Source organism: Maribacter algicola, assembly GCF_003933245.1.
Taxonomy (GTDB): domain Bacteria; phylum Bacteroidota; class Bacteroidia; order Flavobacteriales; family Flavobacteriaceae; genus Maribacter; species Maribacter algicola.
The window spans coordinates 88,773-107,965 of the sequence record NZ_QUSX01000003.1 but is presented as its reverse complement, the minus strand read 5'-3'; the positions used below and the strand labels follow the sequence as shown (position 1 = coordinate 107,965).

General features: G+C 43.9%; 9 protein-coding genes. 1 reads left to right on the top strand and 8 read right to left on the bottom strand.

Translation table 11 applies throughout. The features are described 5' to 3' along the window. Positions 1 to 71 precede the first annotated feature (71 nt). From DZC72_RS15395 to DZC72_RS15375, 5 genes are all read right to left on the bottom strand, one after another. Complete coding sequence (locus DZC72_RS15395) at positions 72 to 11,057, bottom strand: Calx-beta domain-containing protein (protein ID WP_125223817.1); 10,986 nt, start codon at positions 11,055 to 11,057, stop codon at positions 72 to 74. A gap of 534 nt (positions 11,058 to 11,591) precedes the next feature. Beyond that, entirely contained in the window at positions 11,592 to 13,163 is a 1,572-nt protein-coding gene (locus DZC72_RS15390; protein ID WP_125223816.1) for a cryptochrome/photolyase family protein, read from the bottom strand. Positions 13,164 to 13,278: 115 nt separating this feature from the next. Continuing rightward, positions 13,279 to 14,580: a DASH family cryptochrome gene (locus tag DZC72_RS15385; RefSeq protein WP_125223815.1), complete on the bottom strand. Its 1,302-nt coding sequence runs from the start codon at positions 14,578 to 14,580 to the stop codon at positions 13,279 to 13,281. Then, positions 14,573 to 14,722 (bottom strand): DUF2256 domain-containing protein, encoded by a 150-nt coding sequence (locus DZC72_RS15380; RefSeq protein WP_125223814.1) that lies wholly within the window; start codon positions 14,720 to 14,722, stop codon positions 14,573 to 14,575. Before DZC72_RS15380 ends, DZC72_RS15385 begins: the two co-directional genes overlap by 8 nt. Continuing rightward, the gene (locus DZC72_RS15375; RefSeq protein ID WP_125223813.1) at positions 14,723 to 15,352 is read right to left on the bottom strand and encodes a flavin reductase family protein; all 630 of its coding nucleotides are present in this window, start codon (positions 15,350 to 15,352) and stop codon (positions 14,723 to 14,725) included. It abuts the gene before it with no gap. 130 nt (positions 15,353 to 15,482) lie between these two features. On the opposite strand from DZC72_RS15375, the gene DZC72_RS15370 reads away from it, so the two are divergent. After that, positions 15,483 to 16,838 carry an FAD-dependent oxidoreductase gene (locus DZC72_RS15370; protein ID WP_125223812.1) on the top strand — a complete coding sequence of 452 codons (1,356 nt, stop codon included), beginning with the start codon at positions 15,483 to 15,485 and terminating at the stop codon, positions 16,836 to 16,838. On the opposite strand, the gene DZC72_RS15365 is transcribed toward DZC72_RS15370, so the two are convergent. From DZC72_RS15365 to DZC72_RS15355, 3 genes are all read right to left on the bottom strand, one after another. Beyond that, positions 16,832 to 17,245: a DUF4174 domain-containing protein gene (locus tag DZC72_RS15365; protein WP_125223811.1), complete on the bottom strand. Its 414-nt coding sequence runs from the start codon at positions 17,243 to 17,245 to the stop codon at positions 16,832 to 16,834. The genes DZC72_RS15370 and DZC72_RS15365 overlap by 7 nt on opposite strands. A gap of 70 nt (positions 17,246 to 17,315) precedes the next feature. Beyond that, on the bottom strand, positions 17,316 to 18,095 hold the full coding sequence (locus DZC72_RS15360) for a zinc ribbon domain-containing protein (protein ID WP_099545754.1): 780 nt from the start codon (positions 18,093 to 18,095) through the stop codon (positions 17,316 to 17,318). Positions 18,096 to 18,097: 2 nt separating this feature from the next. Next, the gene (locus DZC72_RS15355) at positions 18,098 to 19,192 is read right to left on the bottom strand and encodes a Nif3-like dinuclear metal center hexameric protein (protein ID WP_125223810.1); all 1,095 of its coding nucleotides are present in this window, start codon (positions 19,190 to 19,192) and stop codon (positions 18,098 to 18,100) included. Position 19,193: the final 1 nt, after the last annotated feature.

The following is a 19,193-nucleotide window of genomic DNA, read 5'->3' as shown; positions in this document are numbered from 1 at the left end:
CCCTTGATTCATCCAAAGTACCATCAATCCAATACCTTGGATGAATAGGGTTCAGGACCTTTTTGTTTTTTTTATTGTGTTCCGATATAAATATATCCATTGATCTGTTCGGTTTTTTCGCCTATTACGTTGATAATGTAATAGTAGGTACCCGTTGGCAAGAATCCGGATTGTCCAAGGGCATTGTCAGGAGCATATCCTCCCCAGTCGTTCTGGTAATCAGTAGCCTCGAAGACCTTGTTCCCCCATCTATTGAAGACCATCACATCGAAGGTACTTTCACAGAACTCCGCACCCCTGATTTCGAACAGATCGTTGATGTTGTCCCCATTGGCGGTAATGGCCTTGGAAATGGTGAAATCATCTACATTACAGGGTACGCAGTCATTGTTCACCGTTATGGTGAAGTCCACGAAGTACTTACAGTCGCCAGCAGTGGAGCTGTATTCCACAAGGTATTCCTGTAACTGGTGTACCATTGGGTCGAATACGCTACCGTTTAGTACCGCACCCTCAGTTATCGCGGTAAAGGTACCATTGGTATCAAAGCCGACAGGCAGATAGTCCGCAAGGTCAATGGGCGCGTCCTCGATACAGATATCGATGGCGACTTCCTCGAGTTGTGGCTGCATCACGAACACGATCTGTTCAAAGATGGCGTTGTTGCCGCAGGCATCGGTGACGTTCCAGGTCCTAATGATCATATAATCATCGGAATCCGATGCATCCTGCCTCATCTCGTCGTAAACCACCGTGTAGTTTCCGCATCCGCCTATAAAGGTCAGTTCCGGGGCAGGTGGCAGTTCATCGCCACACATGATGGTCATCTGCTCTTGGTATGGACTGGGCATAATATCGTTGTCAGTAATGGTACCGATACCGTTGCCATCGAGCATGTTCACACCCATTGGTGGAACCGCGTCAAATCCGAGGCTAATGGTTAGGTCTTCAGTTGTTTCCGCAATCATATCGTCCACGATGCTGATGGTCACCACCTGGGTATCGCCGTTGGTGGTAGCGGCAGGGAAGGTGACCGTACCGGTCATGGTAGCTGTATAATCGTCCGGGCTTGTAGCGGAACCGTCCGTCACCGTGAAGTTGACGTTGAAGGCATCCTGAACGGTGTTCCCGGTGTAGGATATTACGAAGTCCACGGTGCCCACACTTTCATCGACGGTAAAGTCGGTCACGGAGATACCCTCCAAAGGACCGTTTCCGTCGTTATCCGTAATGGTACCTACTCCATTACCGTCCAACATATTGATGGCCGGGATGGAGATGTTGGACAAGGTGACGTTCAGGTTTTCCGCACCTTCTAGTATCATATCGTCCACTATGTTTACGGTTACTATCTGTGTATCGCCGTTGGCGGTACCTGCGGGGAAAGTCACGGAAACACCCACCGTTGCCACGGAGAAATCGTCCGGATCAATGGCCGTACCGTCCGTGATAACGAAATCAACCGTAAAACTACTGGCCACTGTAGGACCGGTATAGGTAATGACAAAATCCGCCGTACCCACACTCTCGTCCACTGTAAAGTCAGCCACGGAGATACCCTCTCCGGGCCCGGAACCGTCGTTGTCCGTAATCGTTCCTATACCATCGCCATCCATCATGTTGATGGCCGGGATGGAGATGTTGGACAGGGTAATGTTCAAAACCTCCGAACTTTCGATGATCATATCGTCCACGATGTTGACGGTGACCACTTGGGTATCGCCATTGGCGGTACCGGCAGGGAAGGTCACTTGCGTGCCTACTGTTGCTACGGAGTAATCGTCCGGATTTAAGGCCGTACCATCGGTGACAATAAAGTCCACTGTAAAGCTGCTCGCCACTGTAGGACCGGTATAGGTAATGATGAAATCTGCTGTACCTACGCTCTCGTCCACGGTAAAGTCCGCCACGGAGATTCCCTCGCCCGGACCTGAACCGTCATTATCGGTTATGGTACCGATACCGTCACCATCCACCAAATTGATGGCCGGGATGGAGATGTTGGACAATGTAATGTTCAAGTCCTCGCTACCTTCGATGATCATATCGTCCACGATGTTGACGGTCACTACTTGGGTATCACCGTCCATGGTCCCCGCAGGGAAGGTCACGGAAACGCCCATCGTTGCCACGGAATAATCATCGGGGTCGATGGCCGTGCCATCTGTCACCAAGAAGTCCACGGTAAAGGCATCCTGTACGGTTGGACCGGTATAGGTAATGACGAAATCCGCCGTACCTTCGCCCTCGTCCACGGTAAAGTCGGCCACCGAGATTCCCTCGCCAGGCCCCGAACCGTCATTGTCGGTAATCGTTCCGATACCATCGCCATCCACCATGTTGATCACAGGGATGGAGATGTTGGACAATGTAATGTTTAAATCCTCCGTGCTTTCGATGATCATGTCGTCCACGATGTTCACGGTCACCACTTGGGTATCGCCATTGGCGGTACCGGCAGGGAAGGTTACTTGTGTACCTACCGTTGCCAAGGTATAATCGTCCGGATCAATGGCAGAACCATCGGTCACGCTGAAGTCCACGGTAAAGCTACTTGCAACTGTCGGACCGGTGTAGGTGATGACGAAATCCGCCGTACCTACGCTCTCGTCCACGGTAAAGTCGGCCACTGAGATTCCCTCTCCGGGCCCGGAACCGTCGTTGTCCGTTATGGTTCCTATACCATCACCATCGACCATGTTGATGGTTGGGATGGAGATGTTGGACAGGGTTATGTTGAGATCTTCGCTTGGTTCGATGATTAGATCGTCCATGATGTTGATACTTACCAACTGCATATCACCATCGGCGGTGCCCGCCGGGAAGGTCACGGAAACACCCACCGTCGCTACGGAGTAATCATCCGGGTCGATGGCAGAACCATCGGTCACGGAGAAATCTACCGTAAAGGCGTTCTGAACGGTAGGACCCGTATAGGTAATTACAAAATCGGTGATGCCCACGCCTTCATCGACTGTGAAGTCGGTCACGGAAATCCCTTCTCCAGGTCCCGAACCGTCATTGTCGGTAATGGTACCTATACCGTCTCCATCAACAACGGCAATGCCAGGATTCGAGATATTGGACAGGGTGATATTCAAGTCTTCGCTACCTTCGATGATCGTATCGTCCACTATGCTGATGGTCACCACCTGAGTATCGCCATTGGCTGTACCGGCAGGGAAGGTCACTTGGATACCCACCGTCGCTACGGTATAGTCGTCTGGATTAATGGCAGAACCATCGGTTACGCTGAAGTCCACAGTAAAACTGCTCGCTACGGTAGGACCTGTATAGGTAATGACAAAGTCCGCCGTACCAACACTTTCGTCCACAGTAAAGTCCGCCACAGAGATCCCCTCTCCGGGACCGGAGCCGTCATTGTCGGTAATGGTACCAATTGCGGTATCACTGATATCGCCGGCAAAGTCATTACCATTGGTCATACCAAAGGTAAAGGACTCTGTTGGCTCTATGATCGCATCGTCCAGTGCGGGCACGTTTATGGTCACCGAAATGGCATTTGCCGGAAGGGTACCATTGGCTATGGCCGAATAATCCGAAGCCGTGGTGGAAATATCGATATAGGTCAGATCAAAAGTGATGTCCTGATTTACCACGTGCGATGGGGTGATGACAAAGGCCAGGTTTCCACCTTCTACTGCCGTTACATCCTCCACGCTCAAGTTTGGTCGTACAAAAAGGTCTGCAGAAGCACTGGTGTATGTATCGCAATTGTTATCGGAAGAGGTTATCACCAATCGATAGTCGTTGTCGTGTTCGGGAATTCCTACTCCTATCAAGGTTAGACTGTTGGTGTCCGTACCGGAATAGATACCTGCGTTTGCAATATCGTTCCAAGTGGCACCATTGTTCGTACTTTCCTGCCATTGGTAGGAAAGTGTCGCACCACCGGAAGCCGCAGCAGTAAAGGTCACGTTACCGCCAATATTCGCTATTTGGTCGCTTGGTTGGGTATTGATGACCACAGGTACAAACGCAGTGGTCACATTGGTATTGGTGCCCGTATACCCACCTTGGCCTGTAACCTGTCCGGCGTTGTCAACCGTCACGGGCGAGTTGCCCAAGATGCCATCGTTGTCACCATCTGTATGGCCGGCCTCAACGGTATCGAAACAGCCGTCGTTGTCGCTATCCAAATCAAGATAGTCAGGAATGTTATCATAATCTGAATCTGGACAAAAGGAAAAAGTAAAACGTCCTGAATTTACACTATCGGTTGCACTGAAGCTTGCTTCGTGATATACGATAATACCTTCTGAGGTACCTACTGTAACTATATCAAATTCTGCATATGGACTATTGCCAAGATTTCCAGAATTTGTATCACCTTCAATCGTTAATACGTTGGATGCAATGGTAATGTTGGCCGCAAAGCTTGAGATCACTCTCCATTGAAAATCTGGTGAAGGGTTAATAGGTGTTATTACAAATCTATCGGATTGATTAATATTGGAATTACCAAGGGTGTTATTAGCCCCAAACCTGAATGAGGAAGGCTGGGAAAATGTTAGATCAACTGAATAACCGGTTCCGGCTATTACTTCGCCAGAATCTTCAAATCGAAGTATAGATCCACCGTTTTCCGAAAACACCCGAGAATCATTGGCTCCATTTTCTTGTATATTACCAACGCTAAGTGTAAGAGGAAGCGGGCTACCGGTTGTATAACTTGAAAAACTAGTAGCAGGGTCACCTAGTAAAATGGCATTTCCACTACCTAAAATGGTGCTGAAATCTACAGGTGTAATTGGACACTCGGAAATATCTTGAATTCCATCATTGTCATCATCCAAGTCACAGAAATCACCAATTCCATCACCATCATTGTCCGGATCACCTGAGTTTAATGCTAAATAACAATCGGGGTCTTCACAATCCACAAGTCCGTCACCGTCGTTGTCAACGCCGTCGTTACAGATTTCCGTGTCATTGGCGTTGATGGTAACTGTCCCAGGATTATTTGAGAATACAATATTCTGTGCCAAAGCGTTTGTAAAGGACGGGGGTATGCCGGTATACGTTCCGTTCACGTTAAAATCCTCTGAAGGCTCACTAATACCATCATCTACAATGCTTAAAGTAATGCTTTGGACCTCACCATTATTTCCATTAAAGTTTAGTGTCCCATTGGTATTTCCGTAATCGCCAGGTGCGATAGCAGTATTATCAATGGTCGTGTAATCAATGGAGAATGGGTCCTGGGTAGTACCGGATAGGGTAAAGTCATAGCTGATGGTACCCACATCCTCATTTACCGTTATATCTAGTTGGGTTATCGTTGCCGTGTCGTTATCATGGATCCTTACTATTCCTCCCGGGCCTGCCAGACCAATACCAGATATAGACGGATTGGAAAGACGCTGAATTACTCTTTCTGAGGGTTCAACAATTGCATCATCCAAAATGGTCAGCGGAATAAAAAACTCAGTACCTGCTGGTGAATATGCCGGGAAAGAAATTGTGGCCGTTGTGGAAGTATAGTCGGAACCATCAGTTGCTGGGAAACTAAGTAAATTACTATTTACCGTTACATCTACCGTAAACGCACTTTCTACACCTACTCTTCCACTGCCATCTGAAAGAAATACTCTTAGTTGTACAACACCTACATCTTCCAAAACATCATAGTTAGCCGTAGAAACAGTGGCTTGATCGGTATCTAAAATCGTTCCCCTTCCAGTGTCGTCCGTAATGTTGGCCGTTCCGGAACTTAAGGCAATCGTCAAGTCAAAAGTCTGTGTGTTTTCAAACCAGTCATCGTCCAAAGCTGCCACATTAAAGCTGACGCTTGTACTGTTGGCCGGTAAGGTTACCGTTGAGGGTCCTGAGTAATCGGCAGGTATGGTGGTTATATCTGTGTAGGTCAAGTCAAATACCAGATCTGTAGGGGAAGGCTGACTTGCGGTAATTGTAAAGACTAGATTATCTCCCTCACTGGCCGTTGCATCGTCTATGGTGATACCGGCCAAATCGTTGTCCGTTATGTTCACAGTGGCCTGTGGATCTAAAATGTTTATTGCACCTAATGAAGGATTTGACAGGTTCACCAAAAAGTTTTCAGTGCTTTCTATAATAGCATCGTCCAAAATAGGTATAGTAATGGTCTGTATCTCGCCATTGTTACCTGCAAACGTTAAGCTTCCCGTTGTGGTCACATAGTCCTGAGCGGAAACCGCCGTGTTATTCAAGGTGGTAAAATCCATCGTGAATCCGCCGGGTGCATTTCCATTGAAAATCACCTCCAAAGTAGCCGTCCCTGCAGCCTCGTTCACCGTTATATTATCGTTTACAAAGGTCACGTCACCAGAGGCGGGCGAAGGCGTACTGGCAATGACCACAGAAAGTACATCGCAGAAACAGTTGCTGGTACCCGGTGCAAATTCCACAACAATATTACTGTTGTCCCCGCAATAGGTACTACTGTTGAAAGAAAAGCTTTCTTGGATGCTGACACCCACGGGAATACCCTGACTTAAACTTCCTGTATGGATGGCACTGCCAGTTTTGACCCCGGAGCCATCGGCACAGAATACCTCATAGGTCATGCCCGACGCCAAATCTACGGAACCCGTATTTTCCAGACCTATTTCAATGGAATAGTTCGTATTAGGACCTGCTATGGCATATTCCGCGGTCGCCGTAAACGAAGATTCCTCAAGTACCCCTTTGGTAATGGTCAGTTGGGTACCGGCGTTACCGGTTTCTACTTCAGTATCCCCACATGACACCCCACCACAGGTCAAGCCTGATACGGTTACATAGGTACTCAGATTTATATCATAGGTACCCGCGCAGATGCTCGCCGTACTTTCTATATCAAAGTCATAGGCAATACGTTCCGTGGTTCCCGCGCCTGCTGGAAGGGCGATTTCTATTTCTTCATGGTCTCCCACTACAATAGTGGTGACATAGGTGGCGGTAACCGTTCCGGTGGATACAAAAGATCCCGGTACGTACACTAATCCTGGGGGTAGTACTAACCTGGTATAGTCATTGCTTCCTGTAGTACCATCTACAATATAGGTCTCAACGGATACGGTTTCAGTATCACATCCAAAAATATTGGGGGTACTCACCGCCACGCTGTTCGTACTATACGGTGGCTCCGCACCGGTAATGATTACAGGGTCACTGGCCAAGCGGCTGCCGTTACCCACTGCGGGCGTACCACAGGGATTGTTTCCATACACAACGTATTCCGTTCCCGTATTGGAGCGATAGTTACACTGCGGGTTCAAGGTCATGGTAATGATGGCAATTTGCTCGTCCAAGCCTCCCGCGCCATAGGAACCAGAAATACCGTTTTCAGTATTGATGACCGAATGCTGTAACAGGTCGATGGTAACCGTATTGCCCGTAATGGATGGGGTTATACTTTCAATATTCCCAGAATTCCTTGGATATTCAATTTGTAGGTCCGTAAAGTTAAGACCGGTTATATCCCCGGGAATATCAAAGGTTACCATTGGGTTTACCAAGTCACCTTCTCCCGCGTTTCGTACCTCCAATACCACATCATAATCCGTACAGGTATCCACGGTGGTGGTAGGCTGACTTAAAATGTCCAATTGGATTGCCGCTGGTACCGGTTCCAGACTAAATGTTTGCTCGTGAAAATAAGGTAGTCCAGTATAACTACTGGGATACCCGATACAATCATAGTTTTGTGACACTTTTATATCCTGTGGACCGCAATCGTTAAACGTTCCTTCAAAACGAATGATTTTAGTGTTATCCACATATCCCTCCATGGGGCCGAATTCTATAAAATAGATACCGGCTTCTTCTACAACGTTCAATGGAGACTCAACACCGCCATTTTCTATATACGCTGCAGTGATATTATAACCAGATCCTGCATCAACACGTAGCCAGTTGTGATTAATTGCCTGAACGCTACCATTGCTAACATGGACGGTAAAGCTGGCCAATTCCGAATTGCCAATGACAACAGGTTCTGGGCTGCTTATAGAGTAAGATTTATTATAATAGTTGAATTCTTGTGTCCCTGACTCTGTTATTGAAACAGCATTGTCAGAATACGCATAGTCTATATAGGTAACTGATACACTAGGATTCGATAAAGCTGGAGTTGCACTTGTGGCTATTACCGGGATTTGAATCTGTGGAAAATTATTACTTCCTTGGTCCCAATTTACAAATCTAGTAGTGGGTGTTATGGTCACCATATTTCCTGAAACGGAAAAGTTTAGTCCTCCATTCGATGATGAGGGTTGTTGGTTTTCCGGTTGTATATTGGGGAAGCCCCAAACAACTGCCTGATTATCAAAATACATCCCTGGTGGAATTTCTAAAGTGGCCGATTGGAATAGAATAGGCGGTCTATATTCATCTGGAAATTTATCGCCAACACCGGAAGATGATTCCAAAGTCAAGTACAGCCAGCGAGTATCACAGCCTGTAACAGTGTTGTCATTATGAAGATTTAATCCTACACTATTATCAAAGAAAAATGCACGTTCACTGTAAATCTCGCAGCTCCTTTTGGAGCCTCCACCATCAAAACCATAAAATTCACCTGAAAATTCATAAAACTGATATAACCTGTTTTCTTCAGGGAAGGTGTCCTTAAATCTAAAATGAAGCTCCAATTCAATTTCATCCTGTTCAAAACCCTCTCCATATTGGTAGCTTGGCGATATAATGGATCGATAACTGGAAAGGTCAAAAGTCATTCTATTATCATTGCCCCCAAATGTGTTTATTGTTGGTGCCACGGTTATGGCAGTTGTTTGGGTTCCTGAGGAAAGATCGTTGATGGTTATGGTTCCACTTTCGAAATTGATGATATCGGCCATATTTTGACCAGTATCCGTTACATACCTCATTTCTAAATAGAGATTGTCCTTTACGTCATTGATCATCACAGCAGACGTAGTGACCACCATTTCATCATTGGACATGTAATATTTTGTAGCGTGTATCGATGGGTCCAAAGTAACCTTGGTAGTCATGGTATCATCGGTCCACCCCGCTGTAACCCTATTCGCCTCAAAAGAATTGGTGGTAGGACCTGTACACCCATCTGGACAATGGGTAACCACATCAAAAGTCCCGCAGTGAATCTCACGGCTAAAGCAAGAGCTTTCGTAGAAGGTTGAAAAAGCTATTTGCATGGTTTCAGGTCCACTATACAATGCGCAGTCAATATTCAACGGAAAGCTGATAGGAATGCGCAAGGAATAACTACTTTGAAAGAAGTCGGCCAAGTTGGTCTCAACAAATTCGATTGTATTGCCGGATTGAGAATAGCGAGGGTCCGCAGAAGCATCCAGGGTAACCCCATTGGGTACTACTATCTCTGCTACATACGAGGTACTTAGGTCATTCCCGAACATTTCAACACCATTACAGGTGGGTTCCTCGTAATGACCGTCCAATCTACCCACAAAGTTGAGGTTGAATATCTCTCCGGGTATGGCATCCAGGTCATAGGATTCTGGATTCGACCAGTCGAACAAGGATGGGGCGTTTACTTCACTGGAATTTAAGTTCTGCCGTTTTGTATCCGTGGGATTGGTACATGTATTTACGGACCAAACCTCAATACGCAACTGTTCATTGTTTAAAAAGGTTTTTCCCCATTCATCACAAGCTGGCGTTGCTGGCAGCATAGTCATATCAAAAAGGACATCAAAACTTTCCCCTGGCGCCAAATCATCGTAATAGCCATCCCCGTCCAGATCGTCCAAACCTCCTGGCCCATCTGGGTCAAAAGTCAAAACATTGGAATCCAAAAAGTAAGAACCGGCACCTGTACCTGGTTCAACAGAATGTACCCATCTGGAAGGGGTAAAGGAAGAACCGCCTGCAAACCTAAAATTATCCAGTTGTCTTTGATTGGTTCTGTCATCTCCCCATAGGTAATTAGTTCCTTCTGTTGACCTTTCTCCATACCACCCATAACCAATATTGATATTAATGTCATAGGCGTTTTGTGCCGCGGCATTGTTGGCAACCCTATTGGTGTAAGTAACGGGGGCATCCCATCTTGGAATAGTGGGATAATTAATTCTTTGTAAGGTTAAATCCGGATTTTCTACTATGGTACTGAATGATCCGGAAATTTCTGTTCCAACCTGGCAGTAAGTGCCAGCGGAACATCCCCATCTTGGACTATGATGCGTACTTTTGTTCCATCCACACTCATCCATGGACAATTGCTCCACTAAGGTAATACTCTCATTTTCAAAAAGGTTGTCTCCATCACCTACTTGACCTGCAAATGGTGCACTGTTCAAATCGATGTTGTAAGTATAAATTCCACCTGAAATACTTGCAGGTGTTAGTGGGGTTCCGTTAAAGGATAGTTCATAATTTGGCCTTAAGGAAACATTTACTGTTACTTGGTGGTCGAAGCTCTGAACACTTCCATTACCTGAATTTCTAATAACAATATCTCTGTATTGAACTCCACCGACTATGTCAGAAACATTTGGAATATCATCTACCGCCAAAAATGCTCTAAAAAGATTATAGGAATTAACACTTAAGTCATTGTCGCTGGCAGTTTGGGCTCCTTGATGGTCATTAAACGTAATCGAGTGGGCATCTTTGAACAGACCACCATTATAGGAATATTGTACGGCATCACAGTCGGCCGTTTTTTGATAGGTAAAAGTAACTTGATCGTTGATTTGCCACGGGGCATTTCCTGGTCTTTCCAACCTAAAAATAGGTTGGTTCAGGTTTGTAATATCCACTTCAGAAAAAGTGAAATCCCCTGAACCCGTTTGAACGGTGATCGTTCCAGAACCCGCTTGGTAATAAACACCATCTGGTAAATCAAAGGCTATTTGAAAATCGGTCGTAGTAGCCTGCTTGCTCTGCACGGTTACCGTACTCAGGCCATTGTTGGTGTCGCTACAGGCCTTAAAACTAAGGGAAGAAAGGTCTACACGAATTTTATTGGTATTGATTTGGGCATTTAAAATATGGGTTACACCAAAGACCATAAGTAATAGAAGTACCAATGGTTTTAGCACAGAAACAGAAGAGTATTGTTTCTTCATAGGTTAAGATTTTGAAACATTAGTTCCAAAAACGAAACCCATGGTAGCCATCCTAAGCCGACTTAACCGACCATGTGACCTTCCCGTAGGTTGCGTTTTAAGAATTTGATTTTGAACAGATTTGGGGTCATATTCGCCCGCGAAATTACTTCCAGAAACTATTAAACCACTAATTTTCACGTTTTTAATGTTAGAATAATCGTTGAGTTACCTTAATACGAAATAACGCCAACACTATGTGCTTTATGTAATTATTGTTGTGAGCGCCTTACTTTTTGTGGTTTAAGCGCCCTAATTGTGGCTAAGCCCTTTGGTAACGGGCATTATTTGGGATTCTGGTGCACGTAAAATACGTAGTAAAACGTAAGAAAATACATTGGAATCCTTTGTTTTAAAGGAGTATTTCCAAATAAAAAAGCTCCTTCACAATTTTCTTATGAAGGAGCTTTTTGGATATATAGACGCTTGCGCGGAATAGTCTACTTATCTACATAAAAGATACAATATTTTGTTAACTTCAAGTTTAATTATTTGTTAAAATGTATCTGGATTTTCAATGATTTCGGCCGATTTTTTTCTAATATAATCCATTTCCGAAGCGCTCTTCTTTTCAAGCAAACTCATCATCATGTTCATGCGTTGATTGTCCTTAAAATGTGCTTTTTTGGCATCCAAAAAATTCCAGTAAAGGACATTGAAAGGACAGACATTTTCCCCTTCCTTTTGGGTATGTTTATAATGGCAGGAACCGCAATAATCGCTCATTTTGTTGATATAGTTGGCGCTGCTCACGTAGGGTTTGGTGGCAACGATTCCTCCATCGGCAAATTGGCTCATACCCCTTGTGTTGGTAATTTCCACCCACTCGATGGCATCTATATATACGCCCAAATACCATTGGTCCACTTCATCAGGATTCAATTGGGCCAACAAGGCAAAATTCCCTATGACCATAAGTCGTTGAATATGATGTGCGTAGGCATCGGAGAGGCTTTGCCCAATGGCATGCTTTAGGCAGTTCATTTTGGTGTTCCCAGTCCAGAAAAAATCGGGAAGTGGGTTGTGGTTTTCCAGTTTGTTCAATTGAGCATAACCGGGCATTTCCTTCCAATAAATACCACGCATATATTCGCGCCAGCCCAATATTTGCCTTACAAAACCTTCTACTTGTGAAATGTCGATAACTTCCTTGTTTTCATGGAAATGTTCCAGAACCTTATCAATAACTTCCTTCGGACTTATAATTTTGGCGTTCATTGCGAAGGACAATCTTGAATGAAAAAGGTATTTCTCCTCCGTATGCATGGCATCTTGATAATCGCCAAAATGAACCAACAGTTCCTTGCAAAAATAGTTCAGGACCGAGAGGCAATCCGACCTACTTACGGGCCAATTGAACTTTTCCGGGTCAATTTCCCCAAAGTTTTTTACACCGGATTCCTCTATTTCCTTCAGTAAATCGGTGACATCCTTTCTAAATCCCCGCTCGTGAGGAATTTCCGGTGTTCCCTTCCATTTTTTTCTGTTGCTCTGGTCGTAGTTCCATTTTCCGCCATCGGGTTGCCCGTTTTCGACCATGATACCATGCTTCTTCCTCATCATCCTGTAAAAGGATTCCATCAGAAGCTGTTTCTTACCCGAAAAGAAGTTTTTTAGTTCATACCTACTCGTATAGAAATGTTCCGTATCCACCGCATGGGTGTCGATTTTCAGGGATTTCGCAATTTGTTTTAACTGGGCATCCAAGCGGTATTCGTCCGGCAATTGGTATTCAAATCGCACTGCATCGGTAGCATCGCAATACGTTTCTATAATCTTGGCCAGGTCCTGTGGATTGTTCGGGTCACCAATTTTAAGGTAGATGAATTGATGTCCCTTTTCGCTCAGTTCTTCCTTAAAGGTTCGCATGGCAAAGAAGAAGGCCGTTACCTTTTGAATATGATGCTTCACATAGTCCGTCTCCTGGCGCATTTCTGCCATGAGGTAGGTAACATTATCATCTACCGAGTCAAACCAACTGTGTTTTTGGTTTAGCTGATCTCCTAATATCAATCGTAAGGTGGCCCCTCCCGACCTCCCCGAAGGGGAGGAGTTCTCATTAGTCATTTGTTAGGTTTAAATTATTGATAGTCAGATTTCTATTTTTGGTCGTTCCTGGTTTTTTAATCAAGTCCCAATGAAAAATTTGGACATCAGAAAACATAAAAAACGATGCTATTTATTATTGGTCAAATAAACACCCTTGTAACCATTGTTTTTGAAATTTTCCATTTGGGTCATAGCGTTCTGCCTGTAATTTGGTGTTGAATTTTCGGTCCCGTGGGTCGTTGCCTACTCCACTATTGTACATCCAGTTGCCCCAATTGCTGTGCACGTCATAATCGATAAGCATACTCTCAAAATAAGCCGCACCATAGCGCCAGTCCTGCTCCAGTTCCTTAGCCCAAAAGCTCGCTACATTTTGTCGGCCCCTATTACTCATCCATCCCGTTTTTTCCAGTTCCTTCATATTGGCATTAACAAAAGCATCGGGCGTATTCCCTAGCATCCATTGGTCAAGTAGTGATTTGTCCAGTTGCCAGTCGTACTCCTTGTCCAAAATTCCATCTAGCCGAAAGATTTTAGGACCATGTTTAAGGGAAACATATTTGAAAAAATCCCGCCATATCAGCTCAAAAACCAACCAATAGGTATCCTCGTTCTTTTTAATTTCCTTCTCGAATTTTTTTACTTCCCAATAAATGGTACGTGCCGAAATACTTCCATTTGCTAACCAAGCCGAAAGTTTGGAGCTATAATCGGTACCCAACAGCCCGTTTCTTGTTTTTTTATAAAACGCCAATTTTTTGGTTTCCCAGAAATAGTTTTCAATCCTTTTTGCGGCCTGAATCTCTCCGCCCTTAAAAGGAAAGGCGGTCCTACTGTCTGGTATCGGCTCCGATAATCCCAAATCGGTCAATGAAGGTATCTTCGTATGGTTTTCCACATAGTTTGTCATAGGAAAATGCTTTTCAAAGGTAACTTCAGGACGAACCTTACAGTATTTTTCGCACTTTTTCCTGAATTCGGTAAAAACCTTTGGGATATCTTCAAATTCCGAGTAAGGAATATCCTCAGGATGAAAAAGAAACTGGTCGTAGCACTCCTTAAACTGTGCGGCTTCGCCCACCTCCCTTTTTACCGAATCCGATATAAAAACCTCGTCGCGCGTCCATTCTTTTTGAAGATAAATCGTATCAATTTCATGTTTCTTTACAAGCTGTGCTATATGCTCCGATGATTTCCCCACATAGACGAATAACGGGATATTGAATTTTTTCAGATTTTCCCGTAATTCCTTTACGGATTCAATCAAAAACTTGGCCCGGAAACTTTCTGTTTTTTTAAAACCGAATTCTCCCTTTTCAAAATAAAGGGTGTCAAAACAATACACTCCAATAACTTTTTCAGCCTTACTGGCTTTTAGAAGTGAGATATTGTCCTGTACCCTTAAATCGTTCCTGAACCAAACTAAACTAGTCATGTACATTGTTTTTGTTTCTCCTACACTTTTCACTGCAATATTTTACATCATCCCAATACCTTTCCCATTTTTTTCTCCAAGCAAAGGAAAGTCCACAAACAGGACAAATTTTTGAAGGGAGATGTAGTTTTTTATGGCCCATTTATTTTTCGGTCGTATTCTCGATTGGCCGGGCATAGGCGAACCTTTTCAATAGTTTTGGTAGGGCATATCCGTCCAGGCCAATATTGGCGATGCTCTTGGCAGTTTCTAGGTTGATGGTGCCATCCTCGAACAGGGCATCGTCTGGAACGTACAAATGATTTATGGCCCCAATGACCAGCACGCAGCCGTTTTCTTCAATAGTGTATTCGTTTATATAGGAACAGCCCAATTTTATAGAACTTTCCTTTACATAAGGTGCGTGGAATCCATCCAGGTACTCTTCTGTCAGGCCTGTTTTAATAAATTCCGATTCATTATCCCCGTATTTTGCGGAAGTTTGATGACTTTGTTCAAGTATGGAAGCGTTTACGTGGTTTACGGTAAAAAGGCCGGTTGCCTTTATATTGTCATAAGTATCCCTTCGGACCGTAAGCGGTCTTAAAACGAAACCGAGCATGGCAGGTTCGCTTCCAATATGTGAAATGGAGTTGAATACGGCCAGATTTGTAACGCCCTGATCCGATTTTGTACCTAAAAGGTTGCTAGGTCTGTACCCTGTGGAACTATTGATTAAATTTGCCCTGAATCTATTGGGGAGGTTTTTTAAGTCCGAAAGATTAAAATGCATTCCTTCTATATTTATTGTTTAATAAAATTAATTATTGACTAAACAAAAAGAGTTAATATTAAACTAAAACCTAAATTAATTTCTATTTTACCTTCCCAAATACTTTTCAAATAGACCAAGCAAACCGTTTATGACCCAGACAAAAAAGAATGTTGCCATTATAGGATCAGGGCTCGTGGGCTCTTTATTAGCCATTTACCTAAAGAAGTATGGGCATACGATTACCGTTTTTGATCGAAGACCCGATATCCGCCAGGTCGAGTTTTCCGGAAGGTCCATTAATCTTGCCATGAGTAATAGGGGGTGGAAGGCCTTAAGGGAAGTTGGCATTGATACCGAAATACGGAAAATAGGCATTCCTTTGGATAAAAGGGCCATTCATGTAATAGGAAAACCAGAATATTTTCAAAAATACGGGAAGGACGGAGAGGCTATTTGGTCTATTTCAAGAGGGGTGCTCAATAAAAAAATGATCGACTTGGCAGAGCAAGCCGGAGTGGAATTCAGGTTTGAAGAAAAGGTATGGGACGTAGATTTGCCAAATGCACAGGTATTTACCGGAGAAACTGAAAAAGGTGCGTGGACGGCCTATGATTTTGATCTGGTGTTTGGTTGTGATGGTGCTTTTTCCAGGGTACGCCATAAAATGCAGCGAAGGAGTCGGTTTGATTACTCCCAAGATTTTATCGATGTAGGCTACAAAGAGTTAACGATACCGCCCAATGCCGATGGTTCGCACAAACTGGACAAAAACTCCTTCCATATTTGGCCTAGGGGCCAATTTATGTTCATTGCCATGCCCAACTTGGACGGAAGTTTTACCTGCACACTGTTCATGCCTTTTGAGGGTGCCGTTTCCTTTGAAAGCATAAGGACCAAAGAGGATGCCGTACAATTTTTCAGCACCTATTTTCCCAATGTAAGGAAGGACATAGAAAATCTGACCCATGATTTTTTCAAGAACCCTACCAGTGCCATGGTGACCATGAAATGCTTTCCTTGGACGTATTGGGACAAGGTGGCCCTTGTAGGCGACTCCGCCCATGCCATTGTCCCATTCTATGGACAGGGTATGAATGCCGGTTTTGAGGATATTTATGTCTTAAATGAGCTCATACGGACGCACGGTGACGATTGGGAGACCATTTTCAGGAACTATCAGGAAATGCGCAAGCCAAATGCCGATGCCATAGCGGAATTGAGTTACCGAAATTTTATGGAAATGAGCAGCAAGACAGCGGACCCCCTGTTTTTATTACAGAAAAAAATAGAGAAACGCTTTGCTGAAAAGCATCCCGAAAAATGGATTCCGGCATATAGTAGGGTGACTTTCTCAGACCGACCCTATGCAGAGGCGTTGGCAGAGGGAGATTTTCAAGAGAAAATTATGAAAGACGTAATGGCAATGCCCAATATTGAGACTATTTGGGATAGCCAAAAAGTTGAGGACAAAATATTGGAAGCCTTGAAAGATTCGGTTCATTGATTTCTTTCCTTCATTTCCGACCTTCTCATGGGCATGCCATCAATACAATCAAAGACCTTTTTTGGAATCAAGGGATATTTTTCATTTATCTTGATTCTCCCATCCTTACCTATCAACAGGTAGCCGTTGAATTTATCAGGAAGTTCCATCACGTATTTTATTTTTTCATCCTCCAAGGTCGTCAATACTTTGTTCGCCAAAAATAACACGACTACATCCCTTTCTTTCCAGGCATCTATCTGCGATGTAACTTGCTCGAATGCCAATTTGGAATCCCTTCTATCCACGCCAGCATCCGAAAGAATCAAAACCCTGTTTTGCCATTGATAATCGGAAAGGTCTTGGGAATGGGACATTTGTATGTTCATTAAAAGGATACTTGCAATTATTTGGACCAATTTCTTCATCTATTGATAAATTAAACAAAAAAAGGCCATCTTCAAAAGATGGCCTTTTTTCTGTAATTTTCTTTGCGAATTATAATTTGGCGAAGAGTTTTTCCATTTTTTCCTGCTCTTCGTCCGCAAGAGCAGGGTCTACCAAAATCCTACCGCTATGCTCATCGGTGATGATCTTTTTTCTGGAAGCGATTTCAACCTGTACTTGTGGTGGTATCGTAAAGAAGGAACCGCCAGAAGCTCCCCTTTCAATGGGTACAACCGCAAGTCCGTTTTTAACGTTGCTTCTGATTCGGGCGTAGGCCTTCACCAATCGTTCCTCAATTAAATCCTGATATTTCAAGGATTCTTCAAGCAGGGCTTTTTCTTCTTTTTCGGTCTCGGCCAAAATGGCGTCCAACTCACCCTTTTTGTGTTTTAGATGCGTTTCGCGTTCCGTCAACTTCTCCTTCGTTTCGGCAATAACTTCCTTCTTCTGCTCAATCTGTGCCTTGTATTCCTTGATATTTTTTTCGGCAAGTTGAATTTCCAGTTCTTGAAATTCCAATTCCTTGCTTATGGAATTGAATTCACGGCTGTTCCTTACGTTCTTCTGTTGCTCCGTATATTTTTTTATCAAGGCCTTTGCCTCCTCGATAAGGTTTTTCTTGGCCCCTATTTCGTAATTTATAGTTTCCAAATCGGTCTTAAGCTTATCCATTCTTGTTTTAAGGCCAAGCACATCATCCTCTAAATCCTCCACTTCCAAGGGTAGTTCTCCACGTACATTTCTTATTTCATCTACTCTGGAATCAATCAATTGAAGGTCATACAGCGCCCTTAACTTTGCTTCTACAGACGAATCTTCTTTTTTTGCCATATTTAAAAATACTTGATAGGATTTGTTATACTTTCCGATAAATGGATTGCAAAATTAGGAATTTTTTTCGTAAGATAATCAACTAAAAGGTTTTTTGTAAATTGCTCAGTTTCAAAGTGTCCAATGTCCGCAATCACCATTTCATTTTCGGCTTCATAAAACTGATGGTATTTAACGTCGGCGGTCACGAAAACATCGGCTCCTGCAGCTTTCGCCGCTCCAATGGCAAATGCCCCACTACCTCCTAAAACCGCTACTTTTTTAACGGGTTTGTTCCGTAGTACCGAATGCCTTACAACCTGGGCGCCCATTGTCTTTTTTAAATGCCTTAAAAAGGATAATTCCGGTATGGCTTCATTCAACTCACCTATCATTCCCATGCCAATATTTTGGTTTTGGTTTTCCAAGGAATACACTTCATAGGCTATTTCTTCGTAGGGATGGTGTTTCATTAGGGCATTCAAAACATTATTTTCCGAAGACTTAAGATAGGTCACATTGATCATGGTTTCCTTCTCAAAGTGGGTCTTTCCTATTTCCCCTATCGTAGGATTACTGTGTTCGCCTGCTTTGTAACTGCCGGTCCCCTCAAGCGCGAAGCTGCAATTACTATAGTTTCCAATGTTTCCAGCTCCGGCCTTGAAAAGTTTTTCTTTGAGATTGTCCGCTTCCGCGGATGGGATATAGGTGGTAAGTTTTCTGATCGTATCTTTTTTGGGTATCAGTATCTTGGTGCTGCCAAGACCCAAGACCTCACAAATCTTTGCATTGACACCGTTAAAAGTATTATCCAGGGCCGTGTGGATGGCATAAATTGCAATATTGTTTTGAATCGCTTTTATAACGGTGCGTTCCACATAGTTTTTGCCGGTAATCTTTTTTAATCCGCTAAAAATAATCGGATGAAAACTAACAATGAGATTGCAATGGTTTGCAATCGCCTCGTCCACTACAGATTCCAAAGTATCTAAGGTCACTAAAATTCCGCTAATCTCCATGGCACTGTCGCCCACCAAAAGGCCTACATTGTCAAAATCCTCCGCGTGTTCCAAAGGGGCTAGTTCTTCTAGGATTTGGGCAACCGATTTAACCGTCATT

What these genes read in the sequence shown, in the direction of transcription:
- DZC72_RS15390 (WP_125223816.1), bottom strand. Translation starts at nt 13,163, where the DNA reads ATGACTAATGAGAACTCCTCCCCTTCGGGGAGGTCGGGAGGGGCCACC.
- DZC72_RS15355 (WP_125223810.1), bottom strand. Translation starts at nt 19,192, where the DNA reads ATGACGGTTAAATCGGTTGCCCAAATCCTAGAAGAACTAGCCCCTTTG.
- DZC72_RS15395 (WP_125223817.1), bottom strand. Translation starts at nt 11,057, where the DNA reads ATGAAGAAACAATACTCTTCTGTTTCTGTGCTAAAACCATTGGTACTT.
- DZC72_RS15370 (WP_125223812.1), top strand. Translation starts at nt 15,483, where the DNA reads ATGACCCAGACAAAAAAGAATGTTGCCATTATAGGATCAGGGCTCGTG.
- DZC72_RS15385 (WP_125223815.1), bottom strand. Translation starts at nt 14,580, where the DNA reads ATGACTAGTTTAGTTTGGTTCAGGAACGATTTAAGGGTACAGGACAAT.
- DZC72_RS15380 (WP_125223814.1), bottom strand. Translation starts at nt 14,722, where the DNA reads ATGGGCCATAAAAAACTACATCTCCCTTCAAAAATTTGTCCTGTTTGT.
- DZC72_RS15375 (WP_125223813.1), bottom strand. Translation starts at nt 15,352, where the DNA reads ATGCATTTTAATCTTTCGGACTTAAAAAACCTCCCCAATAGATTCAGG.
- DZC72_RS15360 (WP_099545754.1), bottom strand. Translation starts at nt 18,095, where the DNA reads ATGGCAAAAAAAGAAGATTCGTCTGTAGAAGCAAAGTTAAGGGCGCTG.
- DZC72_RS15365 (WP_125223811.1), bottom strand. Translation starts at nt 17,245, where the DNA reads ATGAAGAAATTGGTCCAAATAATTGCAAGTATCCTTTTAATGAACATA.